Annotated in this window: 25 protein-coding genes; 7 read left to right on the plus strand and 18 right to left on the minus strand. The window is 67.9% G+C overall.

Annotation, left to right across the window (positions count from 1 at the left end; translation table 11 throughout):
- Positions 1–90: 90 nt before the first annotated feature.
- The 7 genes from JF781_RS03280 to JF781_RS03310 all read right to left on the minus strand — a co-directional run bounded on the left by JF781_RS03280 (position 91) and on the right by JF781_RS03310 (position 7,055).
- Positions 91–1,665: an LCP family protein gene (locus JF781_RS03280; RefSeq protein WP_225327235.1), complete on the minus strand. Its 1,575-nt coding sequence runs from the start codon at positions 1,663–1,665 to the stop codon at positions 91–93.
- Positions 1,666–1,734: 69 nt separating this feature from the next.
- Complete coding sequence (locus tag JF781_RS03285) at positions 1,735–2,685, minus strand: class I SAM-dependent methyltransferase (RefSeq protein WP_225327236.1); 951 nt, start codon at positions 2,683–2,685, stop codon at positions 1,735–1,737.
- 33 nt (positions 2,686–2,718) lie between these two features.
- Positions 2,719–3,660: a class I SAM-dependent methyltransferase gene (locus JF781_RS03290; protein ID WP_225327237.1), complete on the minus strand. Its 942-nt coding sequence runs from the start codon at positions 3,658–3,660 to the stop codon at positions 2,719–2,721.
- 75 nt (positions 3,661–3,735) lie between these two features.
- Positions 3,736–4,371 (minus strand): TetR/AcrR family transcriptional regulator, encoded by a 636-nt coding sequence (locus tag JF781_RS03295; protein WP_225327238.1) that lies wholly within the window; start codon positions 4,369–4,371, stop codon positions 3,736–3,738.
- Between the two features lie 2 nt (positions 4,372–4,373).
- Entirely contained in the window at positions 4,374–5,357 is a 984-nt protein-coding gene (locus JF781_RS03300) for a pirin family protein (RefSeq protein ID WP_225327239.1), read from the minus strand.
- Between the two features lie 148 nt (positions 5,358–5,505).
- Positions 5,506–6,054, minus strand: a complete 549-nt coding sequence (locus JF781_RS03305) for a Dps family protein (protein WP_225327240.1) — start codon at positions 6,052–6,054, stop codon at positions 5,506–5,508.
- Positions 6,055–6,143: 89 nt separating this feature from the next.
- Positions 6,144–7,055 carry a DNA-3-methyladenine glycosylase gene (locus JF781_RS03310; protein WP_225327241.1) on the minus strand — a complete coding sequence of 304 codons (912 nt, stop codon included), beginning with the start codon at positions 7,053–7,055 and terminating at the stop codon, positions 6,144–6,146.
- Between the two features lie 62 nt (positions 7,056–7,117).
- Here JF781_RS03310 and JF781_RS03315 point away from each other — a divergent pair, with 62 nt between their 5' ends.
- Positions 7,118–7,516 (plus strand): nuclear transport factor 2 family protein, encoded by a 399-nt coding sequence (locus JF781_RS03315; RefSeq protein WP_225327310.1) that lies wholly within the window; start codon positions 7,118–7,120, stop codon positions 7,514–7,516.
- Here the strand turns inward: JF781_RS03315 and JF781_RS03320 are convergent.
- The 4 genes from JF781_RS03320 to JF781_RS03335 form a co-directional block, all read right to left on the minus strand.
- Positions 7,510–7,890 carry a DUF427 domain-containing protein gene (locus JF781_RS03320; RefSeq protein WP_225327242.1) on the minus strand — a complete coding sequence of 127 codons (381 nt, stop codon included), beginning with the start codon at positions 7,888–7,890 and terminating at the stop codon, positions 7,510–7,512. The genes JF781_RS03315 and JF781_RS03320 overlap by 7 nt on opposite strands.
- 50 nt (positions 7,891–7,940) lie before the next feature.
- Positions 7,941–8,768 carry a class I SAM-dependent methyltransferase gene (locus JF781_RS03325; RefSeq protein WP_225327311.1) on the minus strand — a complete coding sequence of 276 codons (828 nt, stop codon included), beginning with the start codon at positions 8,766–8,768 and terminating at the stop codon, positions 7,941–7,943.
- A 78-nt stretch (positions 8,769–8,846) separates the two neighbouring features.
- Positions 8,847–9,866 (minus strand): NAD-dependent epimerase/dehydratase family protein, encoded by a 1,020-nt coding sequence (locus JF781_RS03330; RefSeq protein ID WP_225327243.1) that lies wholly within the window; start codon positions 9,864–9,866, stop codon positions 8,847–8,849.
- On the minus strand, positions 9,863–10,369 hold the full coding sequence (locus tag JF781_RS03335) for a nuclear transport factor 2 family protein (RefSeq protein ID WP_225327244.1): 507 nt from the start codon (positions 10,367–10,369) through the stop codon (positions 9,863–9,865). Before JF781_RS03335 ends, JF781_RS03330 begins: the two co-directional genes overlap by 4 nt.
- Positions 10,370–10,500: 131 nt before the next feature.
- On the opposite strand from JF781_RS03335, the gene msrA reads away from it, so the two are divergent.
- Positions 10,501–11,016, plus strand: coding sequence for a peptide-methionine (S)-S-oxide reductase MsrA (msrA, locus tag JF781_RS03340; RefSeq protein ID WP_225327245.1), 516 nt, complete (start codon positions 10,501–10,503; stop codon positions 11,014–11,016).
- Between the two features lie 5 nt (positions 11,017–11,021).
- Here the strand turns inward: msrA and JF781_RS03345 are convergent, their stop codons facing one another.
- On the minus strand, positions 11,022–12,347 hold the full coding sequence (locus tag JF781_RS03345) for a cytochrome P450 (protein WP_225327246.1): 1,326 nt from the start codon (positions 12,345–12,347) through the stop codon (positions 11,022–11,024).
- 141 nt (positions 12,348–12,488) lie between these two features.
- Between JF781_RS03345 and JF781_RS03350 the strand changes: the two genes are divergently transcribed.
- Positions 12,489–13,094 carry a TetR/AcrR family transcriptional regulator gene (locus JF781_RS03350; protein ID WP_225327247.1) on the plus strand — a complete coding sequence of 202 codons (606 nt, stop codon included), beginning with the start codon at positions 12,489–12,491 and terminating at the stop codon, positions 13,092–13,094.
- 106 nt (positions 13,095–13,200) lie between these two features.
- Positions 13,201–13,413: a molybdopterin-binding protein gene (locus JF781_RS03355; protein ID WP_225327248.1), complete on the plus strand. Its 213-nt coding sequence runs from the start codon at positions 13,201–13,203 to the stop codon at positions 13,411–13,413.
- Positions 13,414–13,438: 25 nt separating this feature from the next.
- On the opposite strand, the gene JF781_RS03360 is transcribed toward JF781_RS03355, so the two are convergent.
- Together JF781_RS03360 and JF781_RS03365 are read right to left on the minus strand one after the other, a co-directional pair.
- Complete coding sequence (locus JF781_RS03360; protein ID WP_225327249.1) at positions 13,439–14,326, minus strand: alpha/beta fold hydrolase; 888 nt, start codon at positions 14,324–14,326, stop codon at positions 13,439–13,441.
- A 29-nt stretch (positions 14,327–14,355) separates the two neighbouring features.
- Complete coding sequence (locus JF781_RS03365; protein ID WP_225327250.1) at positions 14,356–15,600, minus strand: sulfotransferase; 1,245 nt, start codon at positions 15,598–15,600, stop codon at positions 14,356–14,358.
- Positions 15,601–15,628: 28 nt separating this feature from the next.
- On the opposite strand from JF781_RS03365, the gene JF781_RS03370 reads away from it, so the two are divergent.
- Positions 15,629–16,204: a TetR/AcrR family transcriptional regulator gene (locus JF781_RS03370; RefSeq protein ID WP_225327251.1), complete on the plus strand. Its 576-nt coding sequence runs from the start codon at positions 15,629–15,631 to the stop codon at positions 16,202–16,204.
- Entirely contained in the window at positions 16,201–17,313 is a 1,113-nt protein-coding gene (locus JF781_RS03375; RefSeq protein WP_225327252.1) for a DUF1214 domain-containing protein, read from the plus strand. The genes JF781_RS03370 and JF781_RS03375 overlap by 4 nt, the downstream gene beginning before the upstream one ends.
- A 13-nt stretch (positions 17,314–17,326) precedes the next feature.
- Here JF781_RS03375 and JF781_RS03380 read toward each other — a convergent pair whose 3' ends face one another.
- The 4 genes from JF781_RS03380 to JF781_RS03395 form a co-directional block, all read right to left on the minus strand.
- Positions 17,327–18,439: an LLM class flavin-dependent oxidoreductase gene (locus JF781_RS03380; protein ID WP_225327253.1), complete on the minus strand. Its 1,113-nt coding sequence runs from the start codon at positions 18,437–18,439 to the stop codon at positions 17,327–17,329.
- Positions 18,439–18,963 (minus strand): SRPBCC family protein, encoded by a 525-nt coding sequence (locus JF781_RS03385; protein WP_225327254.1) that lies wholly within the window; start codon positions 18,961–18,963, stop codon positions 18,439–18,441. Before JF781_RS03385 ends, JF781_RS03380 begins: the two co-directional genes overlap by 1 nt.
- Positions 18,964–19,007: 44 nt before the next feature.
- Positions 19,008–20,114: an acyl-CoA desaturase gene (locus JF781_RS03390; RefSeq protein ID WP_225327255.1), complete on the minus strand. Its 1,107-nt coding sequence runs from the start codon at positions 20,112–20,114 to the stop codon at positions 19,008–19,010.
- A gap of 94 nt (positions 20,115–20,208) precedes the next feature.
- Positions 20,209–21,303: a ferredoxin reductase gene (locus tag JF781_RS03395; RefSeq protein ID WP_225327256.1), complete on the minus strand. Its 1,095-nt coding sequence runs from the start codon at positions 21,301–21,303 to the stop codon at positions 20,209–20,211.
- A gap of 70 nt (positions 21,304–21,373) precedes the next feature.
- Between JF781_RS03395 and JF781_RS03400 the strand changes: the two genes are divergently transcribed.
- Positions 21,374–22,048 (plus strand): TetR family transcriptional regulator, encoded by a 675-nt coding sequence (locus JF781_RS03400; protein ID WP_225327257.1) that lies wholly within the window; start codon positions 21,374–21,376, stop codon positions 22,046–22,048.
- Positions 22,049–22,062 lie beyond the last annotated feature (14 nt).

A 22,062-nucleotide genomic window follows, 5' to 3' on the forward strand; every position in this document is an offset into this window, starting at 1 on the left:
GAGTCCCGCCGCGTGGCGGCCGCTCATCGGTGATAACCGCGATACTAACCATCCGGTTGGGAGAGCAGTAGAAAGGATCGGGCGCGCGGGTTACTTGACGCAGGGCACGCTCGAGGCCGTCATCTGGCTGAGGTCGGTCGGCGCCGGGGCGCGGTCGCCGCTGCCGGTGGCGGCGACGGCACTCACCTGCCCGGACGCCGGCGCGTCGCCGGCCGCGCCGGGATGCGCCCCGGAATGGGAGAGGTAGTCCGCCGCGGGAAACCGCGCCCCCACGGTCAGCCGGACGGTGCCTGCGGCCACGGAGCTCTCCGCGGCCGCCGGCACGTGCAGTTCCTCGGCGAGCAGCCGCGCGCCCGCGTCGGCCCCGGGGCCGTATTCGATCGTGCTGTCGTCGGCCGGGACGGCGGCGGTCGTGGCGCTGCCCCGGGTGAAGCCGCGGCCGGCGAAGGCCTCCTCGAGGGCGGCCGCGAGTCCGTCGCGTGAGGCGGCGTTGACGACGTCGAGGATGACGGGTTCGGCCAGCGCGGCCGGCGGCTGGCCGGTCGGCGACGCGGCGTCGAGCGCGGCGGGCGCGTCCGACATGAAGCGCTCGTTGACGATGCGCCGGATGGCCGCAAGGTCGACGAGGTTGATGTCGGAGCCGTTCGCGTCCGTGCCGAAGCCGGAGATCGGCAGGGTGTACAGCGACAGCGGCCGCCCGCTCAGCCGCGAGGCCCGCGAGGCGAACTGCACGAGGTCGAGCCCGGCGTCGACGGCGACGTTGTCCCGGGCGACCTCGAGCATTTTGCGCAGCCCGCTCACGCTGGACAACGCGCCCCCGCGGCGGGCCGCCTCGACCAACGACACCAGGAACGCCTGCTGGCGCCGCGTCCGGTCGAAATCGGTGAACGAGCCGTCGTTTTCGTCGCGCCGCTGCCGCACGAAGGCCATGGCCTCCGCCGCGTCGATGCGCTGCACGCCCTGGTGGAAGTCCGCACCCGAATAGCCGTCACGCGTATCGCCGTTGAGGCACACCGTGATCGGCTCCACGGCCTTGGCGATCTGGTAGAAGGCGCCCAGCGTGACCTCGACGAAGTGGTCGACCGAGATGCCCAGGAAGTCGCTGACGGCGCCGATTTCGGCCCTGCGGCCGGCCTCGCGGGCGGTCTGCTCGCGGGCCGCCAGATCGGTCGACCCCGCGCCCGAGTTCCCGGCGGCCTGCGCGTTCAACGACTGCTGATAGGCCAGCCCGTAGGCCTGCTTGATCTTGCCCGTGCAGACCGAGCCCGGGCAGCCCGGCAGCTCGGCGTAGTCGTCGCGGGGAATCGACACCGCGGTGACCGGCCCGTCCCGGTCCGAAATGTGCACGACGATAAGGACATTGGCGTTATAGCCGCCCGAGCTTTCGTCGCCGGCGTGCAGCGCGTCGTAGATCTCCTGCGGCAGCGGCCGGCCGTTCTGGTCGAGCCGGCTGTCCAGGCCCATCAGCAGGATGTTCTGGTTGTCGCCGAGCGAGGCCGCCCCATTCGGCAGCGCGTGGGAGATGATGATCCTGCCCAGGGCGGTGTGGTAGCCCGTCCAGCCGATGCCGGTGATGGCCATGACGAACGCCGAAGCGATGCCGGCGACGAGCCGGCCCTTCAACACCACCCAGCGGGGTGATCGCTGCGCCGCGCCGCCGCCCATAATGAGTCATCATTGTCCCCGATGACCTGGCGAAATCCGGGTAACCAGGGCCGCGAACGCGGCGGGTCGTTACAGGCGCTCGGCGATCACGAAGTCGGAGAAGGCGTCCTTGTCGTCGTCGAGCTCGGGGCTTTGCACCCCGCGGTTCAGGCGATGCATCTCGTCGATCGAGTTCTGCGCCGTCGCGCGCCAGCCGTGGGCGTTGAGCCAGTCGGCGAGGTTCGCGCGGTGCTCGTCGCGGTACATCAGCTCGCCGACGTCGACGGTCTCCTCCAGGCCGAGCTCGTCGGCCACCTTCTTGAAGCGTTCCCGCATCTGCTGGCGCCGCTCCTCGGCGTGCATCGGTGCGGTTTCGGCGGAGACCCGGCTACCCGCCGGACTGAGCTCGCCGATCTGCGTGAACAACTTGTCCTGCGCCTCGGCGGGCAGGTACATCAGCAATCCCTCGGCCAGCCAGGCGGTCGGCCGCGACGGGTCGAAACCCGCGGCGCGCAGCGCGGCCGGCCAGTCCTCCCGCAGGTCGATCGCCACCTCGCGGCGATCGGCGGACGGCGTGGCGCCGCTTTCGGCCAGCGTGGTGGTTTTGTAGTCCAGCACCTGGGGCTGGTCGATCTCGTAGACCGTGGTGCCGGCCGGCCAGTCGAGGCGGTACGCCCGCGAGTCCAGCCCGGACGCGAGGATCACCACCTGCCGGATCCCGGTGCCAGAGGCTTTAGTGGCGTCGGCGAAGTACTCGTCGAAGAAGTGGGTCCGCACCGCCTGGTAGCCGCGCATGTGCTGGATCCGGGCGGCGGATTCTTCATCGATGGCTTCGATCTTGGCCACGACTTCCGGGTCGAGCATGGCTTCCCACAGGACCTCGGCACCGGCGTTGTTGACGAGCAGCCGGGCGTAGGGGTCGCGGATCAGCGCGTCGGGCTGCTCGGTCTCGATGGCCCGGGCGGCGGCCACCATGACCGCGGTGGTGCCGACGCTGCTCTTGATGTCCCAGGTGTCGTCGTGGGTGCGCAGTGAGCTCATGCATTAACTCCTTGGGTCTTGGGCAGGCGAAGGTCAGGAGGTGGTCCCGCCGAGACGCGCCCGCAGCAACGTGCTGCGCACCGCCTCGTCGGAAAGGTCGTCGGGTACCGCGCGGCCGAGTCGAGCCATCTCGTCGCGGTTGTCCACGGCGTGCACGTGCCAGCCGTGGTCGGTCAGCCACGCGGCCGCATCCGAGCGGTCCGGCTCGTGGTAGGTCAGCGCCTGGACGTTGACGTCGAGGCCGAGCCGCTCACGCATCCGCAACCAGCGCTGCGAGTTGCTCCGCGAGTTGATGCCGAACACCTCGATCGCGACCTGGCTGCCGGGCGCGCTGAGCGCGGTGAACATCTCGAACAGCCGGTCCTGGGCGTCGCTCGGCAGGTACGGCAGCAGCCCCTCGGCCAGCCAGGCGGTCGGTTGCGTGCGGTCGAATCCGGCGGCGGTCAGGGCCGCGGGCCAGTCGTCACGCAGATCCACCGCGACGGGATGGCGGATGGCGGCGGGCACGGCGCCGTGCTCCCGCAGGATTCCGGTTTTGTACTCCAGCACCTTGGGCTGGTCGATCTCGTAGACCGTGGTGCCGGTGGGCCAGTTCAGCCGGTAGGCCCTCGAGTCCAGCCCGGCGGCCAGGATCACCGACTGCCGGATTCCGGAACGCACCGCGCCGTCGAAGTACTCGTCGAAGAAGTGGGTGCGCACGGCCTGGTAGTCGATGCCGGTTCGATGCGCGCGCCGCCCGTGCTGATCGTCGTCGAGCCAGGACAGCTCCGGGTCTGCCAGCCGCGCCCACGCCGGCCCGGCCGACGACACCAGCAGGCGGGCGAACTCGTCACGAATCAGCGGATCGGGCCCGGCGGTCTCCGCCGCGCGCGACGCGGCGACGCCCAGGGCGGTGGCGCCGACGAGTTCGGTGATGGACCAGCTGTCGCCGGCAGACCGCACCGAAGGCGGCATCGAGGCATCCAGATCAGTCATATCCCGACCATGGTACCGGGATAAGTTAGTTAGCCTATACGCTTTGTGCGCAACTTCACTGCGCCTCGAAGCGCGTTAATCCTCGCGCCTCTGGAACGCGCCTTCCAGCAGTCGGCGCATCACCCCGGTGAGCGCGAGCAGGGTGTCCGGGCTCTCGACGTAGCCCGCGTACACCCCCACCCCGCACACCAGCACGAGCAGGGCCTCGGCCAGCACCTTCGCCTCGACATCGGCGACGATTTCACCACGCTCGATCGCGTCATTGATGACGCGCAGCAGGAATTCGCGACTGATTCGTACTGAATCGTTATCGGTTCCCGTCAAATCCGGATGCCGCTGCGATTCGAGCACACCGCTGATTAGAAACGCGGACCCGGCCGGGTTCTTCCAATTGGCTCTGGTCGCTTCGGAGATGAATGCCGTCAACTGTGCCACCAGCGTGGTCTCACGTTCGGCCTTTTTGATGCCGGCCCCGATGACGAATTCGTTCGTTTCGTTAAGTACTTCCCGATACAACGCCCGCTTGCTCGAAAAGTAATGGTTGATCGCCGGGCGGGTGAGGTCGGCGCGCGCCGCGATGGCCTGGAACGTCGCGCCGTCGTAGCCGCGTTCGCTGAACACCAAACGAGCAGCTTGGATGATTCGCTGCCGGGTCTCGTCCGCCTTCGCTGCAGGCGGACGGCCCGGCCTGCGATTCCCCCGTGGAAGCATTGCTAGAGTGTGCCACCGCCATGGTGAGGCATTAGCGCATTTGGCGGAATAGTGCCAAATTTTCCGGCCTGGTAGTCCTCGAGCGCCTCGATCAATTCCGCGCGGGTGTTCATCACGAAAGGCCCGTAGTGGAATACCGGCTCGCGAATGGGCCGACCGCCCAGAACCAGCACATCAATTGCGGTTGCGTCGGCCGAATCCCGGACTCGCTGCGCGCCCACGGTGATCCGATCGCCGGGCCCCAGGACCGCCAACTGCCCCTGGTGGATCGGGTGGGCGACCGGGCCGACGTAGCCGCTGCCCGACAACACGTACACGAGCGCGTTGAAGTCGCGCCGCCACGGGATGTTGAGCCGGGCCCCGTTCTCGACGGTCGCGTGCGCGAGCGTGATCGGCGTGTGCGTGACGCCGGGGCCGCGGTGGCCGTCGATCTCGCCGGCGATGATGCGGATCAGGGCTCCGCCATCGTCGGACGCGAGCAATGCGGCGTCAACACCCTCGATCGCCTGGTAGCGCGGCGGCGCGAACTTGTCTTTCTTCGGCAGGTTCACCCACAGCTGGACGCCGTGAAAGAGGCCCCCGCTGTCGACGAGTTCGGCCGGCGGCGTCTCGATGTGCAGGATGCCCGAACCGGCGGTCATCCACTGCGTCGCCCCGTCGGTGATCAGGCCGCCGCCCCCGTGGGAGTCCTGGTGGGCGAATTTCCCGTCGAGCATGTAGGTCACGGTTTCGAAGCCGCGGTGGGGATGCCAGTCGGTGCCCCTGGGTTCGCCCGGCTGGTAGTTGACCTCACCCAGCTGGTCCATGTGCACGAAGGGATCCAGGGCGGCGCTGCCGACCCCGGCGAATGCCCGGACGACCGGGAACCCCTCGCCCTCATACCCGCGCGGCCCGGTGGTGATCGATCGCACCGGCCGCTCGGTATCGGCGGGACCGGGCGCGTGGACCCGCGGCACTGTCAGCGTGTTGGCCGTAACTGCAGGCATCTGACCTCCTCGTATCGTGGATACCCGGTATAACCGGACTGTGGTCCACTTATTCCCGAGGCGGTCGGCACCGCGCCCCCGCGCCCACGCGCAATCGCCCCGGCATCGATTTGCCGGGGCGACTGCGCGATTTATGCGAACGGAAGCGTCAGGATTTGCTGCGCGCGCTCTTGGCGGCGGACTTTTCGGTGCTCTTGCCCGCGTGCGCCAGCTGGCCGCCGGCGCTTTCCAGGTGCGCCCGGACGAACCACTGGAACTTCTCCAGCTGCCCCGCCTGGCCGATCAGCATGTCCTGGGTCACCTGGTCGAGTTCGTCTGTCTCGTCGATGTATTGGCGAATGTCTTCGATCACGCCGTTGTAGACGAGGTCCAGCGCGGCCAGGTGGGCCTGGACGGTGTCGCGGCCAACCGAATAGTCGTCCCACGAGCGGTCCTTGATGATGGCACCCGGCGTGCCCTGCGGCGAAGAACCCAGGGCGGCAATGCGTTCGGCGACATCGTCGGCGAACGCGCGCACCGCATCCACCTGCGGGTCGATCATCTCGTGCACCCCGATGAAGTTCGGACCCACCACGTTCCAGTGAATGTGCTTGAGCGTCAGGTGAAGATCGTTGTAGGTGCTCAGTTGCTTTTGCAGCAGTTCGGTGAGCCGTGCCGCCTGCTTGTCGGTCAATCCCGGAATTGTGAACTGAGTCATCGCGTGTTTCCTAGCTTCCTTCCATGGGGTTCTCACACAGTTACTTGCCGTGTTGGGTACCCGATGGCGACGCCGAAAAACGCGGCGGATCACAGCGAGTGGATTTGCTGCACCGGCAGCCGCGGCCCCCGGCGCGGCTCGTATGCCAATCCGCTGGCTTCGAGCAGCCGGACCACGCGCTGGCGGTGCGGCCGCATCGGCTCCAGCAAGTCGAGCATTCCCGCGTCGTCGACGGGCTCGCCCAGCAGTGTCCAGCCGATCATCTTCGGGATGTGGTAGTCGCCCACCGACACGGCGTCGGCGTCGCCGAAGGCCCGTTGCGCGGTCTCGGCGGCGGTCCATTCCCCCACTCCCGGCAGGGACATCAACGCCTCGCGCGCCTGCGCCGCCGGCCGAGACGTCAACCGCTCCAGCGAGGCGGCCCGCCGCGCGCAGGTCACCACGGTTTGCGCCCGCCTCGGGTCGACGTTGGCGCGATGGAACTCCCATGACGGGATCGTTCTCCACTGCTGCGCGGACGGCAGCACCCGCATCCCCTCCGGCGCCGGCCCCGGCGCGGGTGTCCCGTACTTGGTCACCAGCACACGCCAGGAGCGAAACGCGTCGGCGCCGGGCACCCGCTGCTCGATGATCGCCGGGATCAGCGCCTCCAGCACCAGCCCGGTGCGGCCCAGCCGCAGGTGCGGAACCCGTCGGTGAGCGGCGGCGACCGTCGGATGCCGCGGCACGAAGTCCGACGCGTCGTCCTCGAGACCCAGCAGGGCGGGCAGCATTTCGACGAACTCCGGCGCCCCGCTGCCCCACGCCACACAGTGCGCGGCGTTGGGGGCCGCCCGGGTGATGCGGGCCGTGACGGGGCCGGTGGCCAGCAGGCTGGTCCGCCAGATCGAGCCGTCCCCGGCCGCCCGGAAGCACGGATCCGCGGGACCACGGCGAAGCGGCGACAGCGTGTGCCCGAAGCTGGCGGCGCCGGGGAACACGACCGTGCGCGTGCTCTTCACCTGATGACTCCCCGACTGCTCGATTGACCGTGAACTCCGTCCCCAGTCAGTATTGCGGTGTGATGACGCCGTTCGATGACCCTCAGGGCGAACTGGCCTGGATGTTCCTGCAGAGCACCAGCGACGGCGGCGATCTGGACGAGGGCTTCGCGCTGCTCAGCGACGACTTCACGTATTGGACGCTGTACACGCGTACGCCGTGCGACAAGGACACCTTCCGGCGCGCGATCGAGCGGCGCAAGCAAGACCTCGAGCTGGTCATCGACTTGGTGCGCTGCGTCAACGAGGGAGAGACCGTGGTGGTGGAGGCGCACGCCGCCGGCACGACGGCCGACGGCGCCGCCTACGACAGCCCGTTCGTGTGCATCTTCGACACCCGCGACGGGCTGATCGTCTCGATGCGCGTCTACAGCGACACCCGGGCGGTGGCGTCCGCGCTTCCGGGTTGGGTTCCCTACTGAGGCGAGACGCTGATGTCGGCCTTGTCGGGGTAGAACGCGACATGCCCGGCGATCGCGGCGACCGCGGGATAGGGCTGCTCGTAGGTCCAGATCACGTCGTCGACGGTGTCCCCGGCCGCGGTGGTCACGCTGTAGTAGCTGGCGTCGCCCTTGAACGGGCAGTACGTGCTGGTGTCGGTGCGGGTGAGCCGCTCCTGGACCACGTCGGCGATCGGAATGTATTGCACCGCAGGGATTGTCGCTTCGCGTAGTTCCAGCGCGGCGGTGGTGTCGGCCACCAGCTCGCCGTTGACGCGGACCTGCACCCGGCCCTTCGTGGGTTCGATGGTGATCGGGTGCCCCGCGCTGGGCTCGAGGACTTGCCGGTGGGCCATGATCGATACCTCCTACAGACGGCTATGGGGCTTGCAACACCCGGCCGCCGTCAACCCTTCCCGTCCGGCGGGCCGAATGCGTACCGGTGGTACTGGGACATGTTCGCGGCGGCGGGGATCAGCGACATCACCCTTCCCAGGAGTCGGGATGAGCGTGGCAATCGTGCGAAGGTGTCCGACTCGAACCAGCGCTCGCAGGCCAGCAGCCGCACCGCCGGTACGGCCGCGATGATGTCGTCGGGCCCGTTGATCGCCCACCGCAGCGTGGATCCCGACCGTCGCACCACGGTGTTGAGCCATTGCGACTTGATCCCGAGCCAGTTGAACACGTCGAACTGCAGCTCACCCGAGCCGAACCGGTCGACCACCCGGCGCAGCAACGCGGTGCCGTCCTGCTCGGTCAGGTACATGGTCAGCCCCTCCCCGATCATCAGCGTGGGTCGGTCGGTGGGGATTTCGCTCAGCCATGACGGGTCGGTGACCGAGGCGGCGATCACGCGATAGTGATCGCGGCTCGGGTAGAGCTGGGCGCGCAGCGCCGCGACCTCGGGGTAGTCGACGTCGTACCACTGCACGTCCGGACCCGGCTGCACGCGGAAGAACCGGCTGTCCAGTCCGCAGCCCACGTGCAGGACGACCGAGCGCGGGTGCGCCGCAAGGAATTTGCGCGTCCACTCGTCGAAGTGTGCCGAACGGGTAGTGACCGACGGCGCCCGCCGGGCGGTGATGGTCGTCTTCTTCCAGTCGTAGTCGATGCGATCGACGATCTCCTTCGCGTACCGATCACCCAGGATCGGCTTGTCGAAGTCGGCGTCCAGCGCCTTGGCGTAGAACGTCGCCAGCATGGTCTGGGGAGCCCCGGTGAGATCGACGGACACTCGCTCGGTATTCACCCGCTCGAGGCTAGTCCCACGCCCAGCGCCGCGCCGCGTCCTGAACAGCGGTCGGCGTGGTGTTCAGCGGGGAGTCGCGCTCTTACCCTTGGCATTTCGCATGGCTGCCCAGAATCGGGCCGCCTCGCGGATGGATTCCTCGACCGGGCGTGGCTGCCAGCCCAATTCGCGGACGGCCTTGCTGTGGTCGACGGGCGCCTCGGCGCGCATCATGCGCACCGATGCGAGGCTGAGCTCGGCGTCCTTGCCGGTGAGCCGGGCCCGCAGGCTGCCCAGCGCGCCGAGGGCGTACAGCACCGGAACGGAGATGGAACGTCGCGGCGGCGGCACGCCGGCCTCGTCGGCCGCGATCCGCACCACCTCGGTCAGCGCGATCATTCGCTCGGAGATCAGGTAACGCTGCCCGATGCGGCCGCGCTCGGCGGCCAACAGCATGGCCTGGGCGGCGTCGGTGACGCCGACGACTTCCAATTGGATGCCGTCCATGGTGAAGGGCAGCTTGCCGAAGACGGCGCCGGCGATGAACGCGCCGTGCGGGGTGCGGCCCCAGTCGCCGCTGCCGTAGGTCGTCGACACGCACATCGCCACCGCGGGCAGCCCGGATTCGGCCACGTAGCGCATCACCAGGTTCTCGGCCTGGACCCGGGACTGGACGTAGTCCGACAACCCGCGGGTGGCGACGACGTCGTCCTCGGTCGCCACGTGCCCGCGCCGCCGGCCGACCGTCGCGTAGGTGCTGGTGAAGACGAACCGGCGCAGGCCGGGTTGCGCGACGGCCACGTCGAGAACGTTGCGCAGCCCCTCAACGTTGGTGCGAAACAGCGGCGAGGTGTCGCGCAGCCAGGCGCGGGTGTCGACGACGCAGTAGTAGACGTCGTCGACCCCGTCCATGGCCTGCTGCAGCACGGCGGTGTCGAACACGTCACCGTGAAACCGGGTGAGTTCGAGGTCGTCGATGGACCGGGTGTTGGCGTTCTCGCGCACCATGGCCCGCACTTCATGACCCTTGGCGACCAGCTGGCGCGTGACGTGCGAACCGAGAAAGCCGTTGGCGCCGATGACGAGTTTGGGCCTACCGGTCACTGGGCCCCTCCGTACTGGTCCATGAACCGGGCGGCGTCCTCGTCGAGGGTGCCGAGTTCCTGCGCCTTGCGACACCACTTCAACGTGGCCTGCACGAAGCGCAGCGGGTTGTAGATGTCTTCCTGCTGACGCCACAGGCCATCGCCGGCGTAGGTGATGATCGAGATGTTGGTCGCGCCGATTACGGTGCCGTCGCCGGGATCGCGCATCGGGTTGTCGAGCTCCATGATGATGCGCCCCGTGGGCTCGTCGATCACCGACCACAGCGACGGGAACGCGACCATGTGGCTGCCCGGGAAGCTGCCCATCGTCCTGCTGATCCACTCGCGGACTTCGTCGCGGCCATGCATGGTGCCCGCCGCGTGTTCGATGTACAAGACGTCGGGTGTGTAGTGCTGGACCCACGCGTCCCAGTCGTGCGACCGCGCCGCCGCATCGACGGTCGCTTCGAATTGCTGGAACGCGGCGGCCAGTTCGCTCCGGGAGAACTTCGGCGTGCTCACGCCCAAAACTAGAACACGTTCTACCGCAGTTTGTCGAGAGCTTGACCTCGGCCGCGTGACCCTCGGAAAGAGATCAGGATAATCGGAAGCGAGATTGCGACCATGCGGTGCGAGCGAAGCGAGGCAATGACATGACCGATACCCAAAAAGCGATCCTCGCCGGCGGGTGCTTCTGGGGAATGCAGGAACTCATCCGCAAGCAGCCCGGAGTCGTCTCGACGCGGGTCGGCTACACCGGCGGTGACGTCCCCAACGCGACCTATCGCAACCACGGCACCCACGCCGAAGCCATCGAGATCTTCTACGACCCAGCGGAGACCGATTACCGGACGATGCTGGAGTTCTTCTTCCAGATCCACGACCCGACAACGAAGAACCGCCAGGGCAACGACCTGGGGATGAGTTACCGGTCGGCGATCTTCTACCTGGACGAGGAGCAGAAGCGGATCGCGCTGGACACCATCGCCGACGTCGAGGCGTCCGGCCTGTGGCCGGGCAAGGTGGTGACCGAGGTCAGCCCCGCCGGCGACTTCTGGGAAGCCGAGCCCGAACACCAGGACTACCTGCAGCACTATCCGAACGGATACACCTGCCACTTCATCCGCCCGGGCTGGAAGCTGCCGCGGCGTGCGTCAGCCAGCCAATAGGCGGATCAGCGCCGGCGCACCGTAATCCGGCCGCCGTCCTTCGGGGTGAACGCCACTCCGCGGCAATGCCACCGCTCACCGGGCGCGTCGGTTGTCTCAATTGTCAAGTGGCGCAACACCGTCCGTAGCACGACATCCATTTCCATATTGGCAAACGCCGCCCCTACGCAGCGGCGGGTCCCGCCGCCGAACGGAATCCACGACAGCGCCGACGGCTTCGTGTCGATGAAGCGTTGCGGGTCGAACCGCCGAGGATCGGGGAACACATCGGGGTTGTCGTGTATCTGCGCGATACCGACGATGATCGAATGGCCGCGCGGGATCGCCCATTCGCCGAGCTGGTAGGCATCGGGGTACACGTGGCGACCGGCGAAGTCGATGACGGTCCTGGCCCGTTGAACCTCGAGGATCGTCGCTTGGCGCAGCTCGTTGCCGCCTTCACCGGCCCCGTCGGCCTCCTCGACCAGCCTCGCCAATAGCTCGGGGTGCCGGCTGATCCGCTCGAACGCCCATGCCAGCGTTGACGCGGTGGTCTCGTGCCCGGCGGCCAGCAGGGCCAGGAGCTCGTCGCCAATGTCCTTGTGCGACATCGCGGAACCGTCGTCATAGGTGCTGCGTAATAGCAGCGCCAGCACGTCGGTCCGCTCGGCGAAATTCGGGTCGGCCCGCTCCGCGGCGATCAGCTTCTCGATGACGATGTCGTATTGGCGCCGCCACTTGTCCAACCTGCCCCAGGGGCCGAACCGGGGATAGCGCTTCGGCTTCGGCAGCGCCGCAAGGCGTGAGCCCAGGGTGACCCACGGCGGGATGAGCCGGCGCAGCTCGTCGAGTTCGGCCCCCTCGGCGCCGAACACCGCGCGCAGGATGGCGTTCAGCGTGATCCGCATCATCGGCGGCAACGTCGCGAATGACCTGCCCTCCGGCCAGCCGGCCATCTCGCGCAGCGTCTCTTCCTCGATGATGCTCTCGTAATTTTTCATGCTCTTGCCGTGAAACGGCGGCGCCAACAGCCGCCGCCGGCGGCGATGGTCGTCGCCCTCGAGTCCGAATACCGAACCGGGACCGAACAGCCTGCTCAGATTGGGCTGGATGTTGCCGAGTTCGTCTGGGCTGGTGGTGAAGATCTGCTTGGCCAGCTGTGGATCACTCACCATGATGACGCGCCCCCACATCGGCAGCCGCAGCGTGAAGACGTTGCCGTAGCGGCGTGACAGGCGTCGCATCATCATCCGTCGCGACACGGCAAAGCCGATGCCCTGCAACAGCTTCGGGCTTCGGACCGCAGGGGGCAAGTGGACCGTTGCCGGTGGGACGGTGGCTACTTCACTCATGGCGTCATTGCTCCCCACATCTGCTGGTCCGGATTTGGTACCGCGATGTACCACAGACCTTTCGAAGTACGGTACTCTGCAGTACCAGAGCTGACAAGATGCGTTTCGAACCGAAAGGGGGCGCCGTCCGTGACTTCAGCAATGACAGCAACGGTTGGCGACCCCGCTCTCGGCGACGTCGATCCATTCCGACTCCGGCTGCTCGACGGCTTGGCCACGTCGATCGCCGAACGCGGCTTCCGCGCCAGCACCGTCGCCGACGTCGTCCGTCATGCGCGCACGTCCAAGCGCACCTTCTACGACCACTTCGCGGGCAAGGAAGAGTGCTTCCTCGAGCTCTTGGCCGTCGACATCGAGAAGCTGGGCGCGAAGATCGCGGCGTCGGTCGATCCCGACGCCGATTGGCACGTGCAGATCCGGCAGGCGGTCGAGGCCTATGTCGGATACATCGAGGCCCGCCCGGCCATCACATTGAGCTGGATTCGTGAATTGCCGTCGCTGGGTGCGGCCGCCCGCCCGGTCCAGCGCCGCGGGTTGCAGCTGTTGACCAGCCTGCTGATCGACCTCAGCGCCAGTCCCGGATTCCGCCGCGCCAAGCTGCCGCCGTTGACCGCGCCGCTGGCCGTGATCCTGCTGGGGGGACTGCGGGAGCTGACCGCACTTGCGGTCGAAGACGGAAAACCGGTCCGAGAAATCGTGGAACCGGCCGTGGATGCGTCCGTAGCCCTGCTCGGCCCGCGGCATTGAGCTCGTCCGGCCCCGTAACGCGAGGTGTCGCAAGCCATTCCGGGCCCGGCCGGGCGGGGCTAGGCTCACCGCAGACCCCACCCGTTCTGACATGGAGGATTCTGTGATGCGGCTCTCGACTCGAAACCAGCTCCGGGGAAAGATCACCGAGGTCGAACTCGGCACCGTGATGGCCGTGGTGAAGGTGACGCTCGACGGGGGCGATCAGGTCGTCACGTCGTCGGTCACCAAGGACGCCGCGACCGACCTCGGGCTCAAGGTGGGGCAGCCGGCGACCGTGTTCATCAAGTCGACCGAAGTCACCATCGGCGTCGACTAGGCGCGCCGAAAAGCCCTCACCCGCCTTACTTTTCGGCGAGGAAGGCGCGGACCCGATTCAGCACCAGGTCGGGCCGCTGGTCGACGATCCAATGGCCGACCCCTTCGACCAGTTCGACCTCGAAATCCTTGATGTGGTCGGCGTATCCCTCGGTCAGGTCCGCCGTGATCACCGGATCCTCGGTGCCCGTCAGCCAGCGAACGGGGACGTCGACGCAGGCGTTGTCGTACTCGCCGCGCAGCCAGCTCAGCATCTCCCTGGTCTGAAACGACCGATACCACCGCGAGCCCGCCTCGGCGTGGCCGGGTTGTTGCATGCACTCGACGTAGAGCCGCACGTCCTCCTCCGGCAGCGTGTAGCCACCGCCGACCCATGACCCCAGCAGGCGCAGAAACCGGGAGTTCGGCGCGCTGATCACCCGCGGGCCGATGATCGGCAACGAGATTGGGATCTGGTACCAGAACCGCCAGACATTGCGCAGCGTCGCCGGGGAGCGCTTCACGAACGGCGCCGAGGTGTTCACCCCGAAAAAGCCGGTCACCCTTTCCGGGTGGCGCAGCATCATGATGAAGGCGGCCGGCCCGCCCCAGTCGTGGGCCACCAGCTTGACCGTCGCGACGCCCAACCGATCCAGCACCCCGGCCAGATCGTCGGCCATCTCGTCCTTGCGGTAACTGGAGCGCGGCGCCGAACTCCAGCCCGAGCCGCGCAGGTCCGGACACAACACCCGGTAGCCGTCGGCGGCCAGCGGCCCGATCAGCTCGCGCCACTCCCACCAGTTCTGCGGAAAGCCGTGCACCAGCATCACCACCGGCCCGCTCGCCGGGCCCGCGTCCGCGACATGGATCGTCACGCCGTCTCCGAGATCGACGTACCTGTGTTCGACACCGCGCAGCGCGGGCATAGTGACCATGAGTTGAGAACGTAGCGGCTCGAAAAGGCTTAGGCCAGAAACCGCTCGACGTACGGCGCGAAGCGCTCCCGCAGGTTGTCCTCGTTCAGCCCGAACATCTCGAAGGACGTTTCGACGTTGCCCAGCCGCCCGCGCCGGTGGCCCGCCAGGTAGCCCGCGACGGCGTTGCGCGCCTCCTCGGTGAACGGTTCGCCGGCCAGCGCGTAGACCCGCTCGGCGACGCCGGCTTCGTCGGCCATGAATTCGTCGAACCGGATGTCGACCGAGCGGTCCGGGCCGATGGTGTCGCGGTCGCGCACCAGGGCGCTGAGCATCTGATCGAGGCGGTCGATCCAGGAGTTGGCGATCTGCTCCACCGGCACCGGCGAGCGGTGCATGCGCGCGGAATAGGTGATCATCGCGATCATCGACAGCGCCACCGGCACGGGATCGCGGTGGGTGAACACGACGATGCTGTCGGGGAACACCCGATCCAGCACCGGCACCTGTTCGAGGTGCTGGGGCGACTTGAGCAACCAGCGCCGCCCCCCGCGCAGAAACTGCATCGCCCGCAGCTGGGTGGCCAGGTATTCGTAGTGCGGCGTCTGGTCGTGGGACTGGTAGTACTCACGCCAGCGCGGCACATCGGCGAGCGTCTCCAGCAGCATCGTGGACACGTCGTTGGCCAGCAGCTGGATCTCCTCGTGGACGTGGTCGGTGGTCATTTCGTGCATGAGCGCGAAATGGGGCATCACCATGTTGATCACCCCGACCGCGACGTCCATCCGGGTCCGCCGCGGATCCGGTTGCACGCCAACCTCATTCGGCATCGGAAACGGCTCGTTGCTTTCCCAGTACGGCATGGTGCGGAAGGTGGGTGGCGCCGCCAGCAGGTTGTGCAGGTGCGTGGTGCCGGTGCGGGGCAGCCCGGCGATCACCACGGGCGAGATCAGTTCGATGTCGTTGATCTCGGGATGGCGCCTCAGCAGGTCGGCCAACAACAGCCGGTTCTTGAGGATCTGCAGCAGTTGCCCATAGAAGTTGACCGCACCGGCGCCGTGCAGCCCGTCGATCTCGCGCAGCGCGGCGAGGTAGACGTCGAGGCGTTCCCGGTAGTCGTCGGGCCCGAAATCGTGCAGCCCGGTGTCCTCGCTGGCCTTGGCGTGCAGGGCGTCGGCGTCCAGCGGGCACTCCGGGGCCATCGCGGTCATCATGTCGAGGATCTGCTGACCCTCGGCGCTGAATCGGGGCGTGGCCAGGTCATCGAGGGAAACTAAGCGAACGGCATCGGTCACGGCGACTTATGTTACTCTCAGTTTCGTAATGGATGGTGATTTTGGCCGGCCCCGCGATCCGCGTATCGACGCCGCGGTGTTACGCGCGACGGTTGAACTGCTCGCCGAGACGGGCTACCCGGGGCTGTTGGTCTCGGCCATCGCCGAGCGGGCCGGCACCAGCAAGCCCGCGATCTACCGCCGCTGGCCCAGCAAGGCGCATCTGGTGCACGAGGCGGTGTTCCCGATCGGCGCCGGCACCGCGATCCCCGACACCGGTTCGACGTCCGACGGTCTGCGCGAGATGGTGCGCCGCACAATGGTTTTCCTCACCACGCCATCGGCCCGGGCGGCCCTGCCGGGCCTGATCGGCGAGATGGCCGCGGATCCGAGCCTGCACTCGGCGCTGCTGGAGCGCTTCGCCGGCGTCATCGGCGGTGGGCTCGCCGACTGGCTCGCGGCGGCGGCGGCGCGTGGTGAGGTGCGCCCGGAGGTGACCGCCGCCGAACTGGCCGAAACCATTGCCGGCATCACGCTGGTCGCCCTGCTCACCCGCGCCACCGGGCTCGATGACGCGTGGGTCGATCGCACGACAACACTGCTCCTGAAAGGAATTAGCGCATGACGCACGAATCGACGGCCGCGTGGCAGGAACTGCTGAATACCCTTGGCGGCCTTGACCGCTCGTTTTTGGAGGGCGACCGCGCCGTCACCGACGACCGGCACATCGCCGACGGCTACCGCATGCTCGCCACCACACTGGGCGTGGCGTTGGACACCTACCTGTTCCCCGAACCCGATCGGCCGCAATTCGTCGCGGTGAACACGCCGTTTCGCCGCGACCGCCGCTGGGGTGGGGACAACACCGACGCGTACTACTACATCTGCCCGGTCGATCCGGCCCGTCGCTACCGCATCAGCGGGAACAAGGGTGACAGCGTTTACTTTTCGGTCACCGCCTACAACGAACCGACGCTCGGGGGGTGGTCGGACCGGGTGGTCGCGATCGTCCGCGACAGCGACCTCGACATCGACGCCGACGGCAACTTCTCCTTCGAATTCCCCCCGACGGCGGACGCGGCCGTGTTGATGACCCGCGACTACCAGGCCGATCCCCTGACCGGGCGCCCGGTCGTCTGGCAGATCGAGGCCCTGGACGAGCCGGCACCGATCCGGCACGGTGACGCGGAAACCGCGGTGCGGCTGCGCGCGGTCGCGACCTGGCTGCAGACCATGTTCGCCATCGTGCCGCTGGCCGTCGGAAACCGGGTCGACGACACCCACGCCCTCGGGCACGAAACCGCCCACGCCGCAAACGCGTTCGCCGACCCCTACCAGGTGCCGGACGCCAACTTCGGCTGGTCGGCGCGCGACGCCTGCTACTCCTACGGCAGTTTTGTGCTCGACGAGGACGAGGCGCTGGTGATCACGCATCGGCCGCCGGCGTGCAGGTTCTGGAACATGGTGGTGTGGAACCAGTTCATGGCCACCTACGCGGCTTCGGAGGGCCCCGACGCGCGCTGCTCGATCAACGGTCACAGCGCCGTCGCCAACAGTGACGGCTCGGTGACCATCGTCTTGTCCGGCGCCAAGACCGCGCACCCGAATTCCCTGACCACGCTGGGCTATCCGCGCGGCAACCTGGCCTTCCGGTGGTTCCTCGCCGACGGGGTGCCGCAGCGCCCGGAGGTGGAGCTCGTCAAGGCCGTCGACGCGCCGACGGCGGCCGGCTGATCCGCCGAACGTGTCATGGGGGCGAAGAACGCGCGAAAAACTCGCCGCCAGTGCACGTTCGGCGGCGGTCAAGAAGCCGGCGTCTGCCGGACAGCTCGATCGCACGGCCCAGCGTCTCCAGCTTGGCGTCCAAGGTGTCGCCCGCGGGATAGAGCCGCACGGTGTTCACGCCGGCATCGCGCCACACCGCGAGGCGCGCGGACACCATCTTCTCGGTCCCGATGAGCGTGGTCGCCAGCACCATCTCGTCGGTCACCAGGGCGGCCGCGCCGTCCCGGTCGCCGCGCTGCCAGCGCTCGCGCACCTCGGCGGCGACGTCGGCCCAGCCCTGCCGGCTGTAGGCCCGGTTGTAGAAGTTCGTGCTCGACGATCCCATGCCGCCGAGGCTGAACGCGAGCTCTTTCTTGCGGCCCGCGACCATGCCGCGCAACTCGTCTTCGTCTGCGGCGAAGGCGACTTCGGCTCCCTGGCAGACGTCGATGTCGGCTCGGGTGCGCCCGGCCGCCGCCAGGCCGTCGTCAAGGTGGCGGAAGTAGGCGCCCTCGGCGCCTTCCGGGACAAAGCTGGTGCCCAGCCACCCGTCGGCGACCCGTCCGGTCAACCGCAGCATCGCCGGTGACAGCGTGGCCAAATAGATCGGGATGGGGTGTTCCGGCCGCACCGACAACCGCATCGGCACCGCCTCGCCGCCGGGTCGGGGAAGCTCGAATTCCCTACCGGTGTAAGAGATCTTTCCGCCCGCGAACGCCTGCCTGACGATGTCGATGGTTTCGGTGGTGCGCGCCAGCGGCCGGTCGAACGAGACGCCGTGCAGGCCCTCGATCACCTGCGGGCCCGAGGCGCCCAACCCGAGCAGGAACCGTCCGTTCGACAGATTGGACAGCGTGATCGCGGTCTGGGCGACCAGGACCGGCGAGCGGGTGCCGAGCTGAATCACGCCGGACCCCAGCAGCATCCGCTCGGTGCGCGCGGCGAGGTAGCCCAGCGCCGACGGCGCGTCCGTGCCCCACGCCTCGGCCACCCAACACACATCGAGGCCCAGCTTCTCGGCCTCGACCGCGAGCGCCACCGCCTGCCCGGCGTCGTTCCCGGTGCCGGAGAACTCCACCGTGGTGGCGGTCCGCATCACCGCACTCCGTGCTCGGCCAGCCGTTTGATCGAGGCCAGGGTCTTTCCGATCGCGGCCTCGAACTCCCGCATCCGCACGAACACGATTTTCTGTTCCTTGTCGGGCATCGAGTCGATCGCGCTCGACAACCCCGAGCGTCCCGGCCCCATCTGCGTCCAGTAGTTCAGGGTCGTGCCGCCGTCGCGGGGTGCCAACCGGAATCTCCAGGTCGCGGCGGGGTTATCGGGATCGCCTACGGCCCAGGCGAATTCGCGTGGCGGATCGCACGCGACGATCTGGGACGTGGTGCTCCATCGGCCGAACGCCTCGTGCTCGTTGTGTCCGACGAAGCGGGCGCCGACCCGCGGGGCGTCCGATCCCTCGGCCCATTCCACGGCCTTGAGTTCGTTGCTGACCGCGGGCATCAGCGCGATATCGCAGACCAGGCCCCAGACCCGCTCCGGATCCGCGTCGATCCACGTCGAGGCCTCCACCGTCGGGGTGTCCGCGTAGCGCGCGCCGGTCCATTCCACGGACCTCATTGTCCCCCTCGCCCGGCGCAAGGCAATGCGTGGACGGCCCCGAGTTACGCGGCGACCGGCTCGCGATCGGCGGGCTCGTCGGCACCGGCCTTGGGGAGCCAGCTGTCCGGGAAGGTCAGCCTGACGATCTTGCGGACGACGGTGCCGAATTGCCGCAGCAGCGGACCGCGGTTGTACGGGATGCCGTAGCGCTCGCAGATCCGCTGCACCTCGGGCGCGATCTCGGCGTAGCGGCGGGCCGGCATGTCCGGGAACAGGTGGTGCTCGATCTGGTGGGAGAGGTTGCCGGACAGCAGGTGAAAGAGCCGGCCGCCGGTGAGGTTCGCCGAGCCGAGCACCTGGCGGAAGTACCACATGCCGCGCGACTCGTCCCTGGTTTCCTCGACGGTGAATTCCTGTGTGCCATCCGGGAAGTGGCCGCAGAAGATGATCATGTAAGACCACACGTTGCGCATCAGGTTGGCCGTGAGGTTGCCGGTGAAGACGAACGGCGCGAACGGCCCGGCCAGCAGCGGGAAGGCGACGTAGTCCTTGAGGGTCTGCCGACGGGTCTTCTTCCAGATCGCCCGCAGCACCTCGCGCTTGTCCGCGAGACGGATTTCGCCGGAACGGATGCGCTCGGTTTCCAGTTCGTGGAGCGCGACGCCGTACTGGAACAACACCATCAGCAGGAAGGCGTAGATCGGGTTGCCGAGGAAGTACGGCTGCCAGCGCTGGTCCTCGCTCATCCGCAGGATCCCGTAGCCGATGTCGCGGTCCATTCCCACGATGTTGGTGTGGGTGTGGTGCATGTAGTTGTGCGAGTGGCGCCATTGATCGGCCGGGCACGCGGTGTCCCACTCGAAGGTGCGGCCGGAGATCGCCGGGTCGCGCATCCAGTCGTACTGGCCGTGCATGATGTTGTGGCCGATCTCCATGTTGTCCAGGATTTTGGCGATGCCGAGCATGCCGGTGCCCAGCAGCCAGGCCGGCGGCAGGAACAACAGCACCCGCCCGCCGACTTCCAGCGCGCGCTGGGTCTTGATGACGCGGCGGATGTAGTCGGCGTCCTTTTCGCCGAGGTCCGCCATCACACGCTCTTTGATGGCGTCGAGCTCGCGGCCGAATGCGTCGGCCTGCTCGGGTGTAAGGGTGATCTTGTTCTGTGTCATGGCATTTCCTCCGGATTCCGTCGCGACTGTGAATCTCGCGACGCGACACGCCGTGCGGCCGTCGCGTATTTCACATTCGCGAGCTTGGTTGCTGTTAAAGGGACAGGTCCACGTCACCGACCGGAACGGACACGCAGATCTGCACGTCCTCATCGGGTGCGGTCGAGACCGCGCCGGTGACCAGGTTGCGCACGGTGCCGGCGGTTTTGCGCCGGGTGCAGGTGTGGCAGATGCCCATCCGGCACCCGTTTTCCGGAAAGAGGCCCGCGGATTCGGCCTGCTCCAGCAGCGGGCGCCCGTCGTCGACGATGTCAACCCCGCTGTCGGAGAACGTGACTCGTCCTCCGGAAGGGTTTGCCGGCGTGTCGAGCGCCGGCGGGACGAAGCTTTCGGTGTACACGGTGTCGCAGTGCTCCCGCACGGCCTCGATCAAAGCCGTTGGACCGCAGACGAATACCGCGTCGGGTGCGGGCATCGCGGCGGCCAGGTGTCCCGGGCCGAAGCGTCCGGTCAGGTCGCCGCCGTCGGTGCGGGTGTAGCCGTGCAGTACCCGCACCGAGGGCATGGCGGCGAGCTCGTCGCGGTAGCAGGCCTCGGCGGGGGTGCGGGCGTAGTGGACGAAGGCGATCTCGCCGGGATGGCCCTGGGCGACCAGGGTGCGCAGCATCGCCATCACCGGGGTGATCCCGCTGCCCCCGGAGACGAACAGGATCCGCCGGGGCCGCGGCGAGGGCAGGGTGAAGTCGCCGCCGGCGCCGGCCAGACCGACCACCATGCCGCGACGGGCGTGTTCGTACAGATGGTTCGAGACCAGGCCTCCCTCGTGCCGGCCGATGGTCAGCTCGAGGGTGGCCGCCCCTTCGACGTTGGCCGGGGAATAGCAGCGGGTGTGCCGGCGCCCGTCGATCTCGACGGTCAGGTTGACGTACTGGCCGGCCCGGACAGTGTGGGCGGACAGGAAGCTGTCGTTGGGAGCCAGGGTGAGCGTGACGCTGCGGGGTGTGGTCCGGCGCACGTCGGTCACCCTGGCGCGGGCTTCGCCCAGTGTCCAGGTTGGTGCCACGAGTTCGGTGTAACGGTCGACGCCGTGCGGCCCGGTCAGCAGGTCTACGAGCTCTGAACCCAACACGCGTTGCCGAAACGTCCGCGCGAGGACCCGGCCGGAAGCTTGAGCGGTTTGAGTGAACATATGTACACCGTGCGGCCGCAACCGCCAGGTCGTCAAGGGTTTACCGGCCCGATGTGGTAGGCTTCACATAGTGAACAGCCGTACTCCTAGCTCACGGGCGCGCGGCTCCGGACGCGAACGCTCGCGGGAAAGTCAGTCGCGCGAGGAGCGCAAGGAGGCGACGCGGCGCGCCATCATCGCCGCGGCGCTCAAGCTATTGCAGGACCGCAGCTTTTCCAGCCTGAGCCTGCGCGAGGTGACCCGCGAGGTCGGGATCGTGCCGGCGGCGTTTTACCGCCACTTCGAGTCGATGGAGGCACTCGGCCTGGTCCTGATCGACGAGTCGTTTCGCAGCCTGCGCGACACCCTGCGCGACGCGCGCGCCGGCAAGCTCGACCCGAACCGGGTGATCGAGTCGTCCGTCGAGATCCTGGTCGCCAGCGTCGCCGACAGGCGCGAGCACTGGCGCCTCATCGGCCGCGAGCGCAACAGCGGCCTGTCCGTGCTGCGCTACGCCATTCGCACCGAGATCCGGCTGATCACCTCCGAGCTGGCCACCGACCTGGCGCGTTTCCCGGGGTTGAACAAGTGGACCACCGAGGATCTCAACGTGCTGGCGACCCTGTTCGTCAACGCCATGATCGTCATCGCGGAGGCCATCGAGGATTCGCAGAGCATCGAGGCGACCGAGGACATCCGCCGGCTCGCCGTCAAGCAGTTGAGGATGATCGCGACCGGCATCGCCGGGTGGCAGAGCACTCCCTGATCACGTCGGCTGCA

It is taken from the genome of Mycobacterium sp. WUMAC-067, assembly GCF_020217485.1.
In the GTDB taxonomy this organism is placed as follows: domain Bacteria; phylum Actinomycetota; class Actinomycetes; order Mycobacteriales; family Mycobacteriaceae; genus Mycobacterium.

Coding starts and splice junctions, on each gene's coding strand:
- JF781_RS03315 (WP_225327310.1), top strand. CDS start 7,118: ATGACGCCGTTCGATGACCCTCAGGGCGAACTGGCCTGGATGTTCCTG.
- JF781_RS03380 (WP_225327253.1), bottom strand. CDS start 18,439: ATGCGGACCGCCACCACGGTGGAGTTCTCCGGCACCGGGAACGACGCC.
- JF781_RS03360 (WP_225327249.1), bottom strand. CDS start 14,326: ATGGTCACTATGCCCGCGCTGCGCGGTGTCGAACACAGGTACGTCGAT.
- JF781_RS03385 (WP_225327254.1), bottom strand. CDS start 18,963: ATGAGGTCCGTGGAATGGACCGGCGCGCGCTACGCGGACACCCCGACG.
- JF781_RS03300 (WP_225327239.1), bottom strand. CDS start 5,357: ATGCCTGCAGTTACGGCCAACACGCTGACAGTGCCGCGGGTCCACGCG.
- JF781_RS03295 (WP_225327238.1), bottom strand. CDS start 4,371: ATGCTTCCACGGGGGAATCGCAGGCCGGGCCGTCCGCCTGCAGCGAAG.
- JF781_RS03320 (WP_225327242.1), bottom strand. CDS start 7,890: ATGGCCCACCGGCAAGTCCTCGAGCCCAGCGCGGGGCACCCGATCACC.
- JF781_RS03345 (WP_225327246.1), bottom strand. CDS start 12,347: ATGAGTGAAGTAGCCACCGTCCCACCGGCAACGGTCCACTTGCCCCCT.
- msrA (WP_225327245.1), top strand. CDS start 10,501: ATGACCGATACCCAAAAAGCGATCCTCGCCGGCGGGTGCTTCTGGGGA.
- JF781_RS03305 (WP_225327240.1), bottom strand. CDS start 6,054: ATGACTCAGTTCACAATTCCGGGATTGACCGACAAGCAGGCGGCACGG.
- JF781_RS03285 (WP_225327236.1), bottom strand. CDS start 2,685: ATGAGCTCACTGCGCACCCACGACGACACCTGGGACATCAAGAGCAGC.
- JF781_RS03355 (WP_225327248.1), top strand. CDS start 13,201: ATGCGGCTCTCGACTCGAAACCAGCTCCGGGGAAAGATCACCGAGGTC.
- JF781_RS03290 (WP_225327237.1), bottom strand. CDS start 3,660: ATGACTGATCTGGATGCCTCGATGCCGCCTTCGGTGCGGTCTGCCGGC.
- JF781_RS03390 (WP_225327255.1), bottom strand. CDS start 20,114: ATGACACAGAACAAGATCACCCTTACACCCGAGCAGGCCGACGCATTC.
- JF781_RS03395 (WP_225327256.1), bottom strand. CDS start 21,303: ATGTTCACTCAAACCGCTCAAGCTTCCGGCCGGGTCCTCGCGCGGACG.
- JF781_RS03375 (WP_225327252.1), top strand. CDS start 16,201: ATGACGCACGAATCGACGGCCGCGTGGCAGGAACTGCTGAATACCCTT.
- JF781_RS03350 (WP_225327247.1), top strand. CDS start 12,489: ATGACAGCAACGGTTGGCGACCCCGCTCTCGGCGACGTCGATCCATTC.
- JF781_RS03280 (WP_225327235.1), bottom strand. CDS start 1,665: ATGGGCGGCGGCGCGGCGCAGCGATCACCCCGCTGGGTGGTGTTGAAG.
- JF781_RS03370 (WP_225327251.1), top strand. CDS start 15,629: ATGGATGGTGATTTTGGCCGGCCCCGCGATCCGCGTATCGACGCCGCG.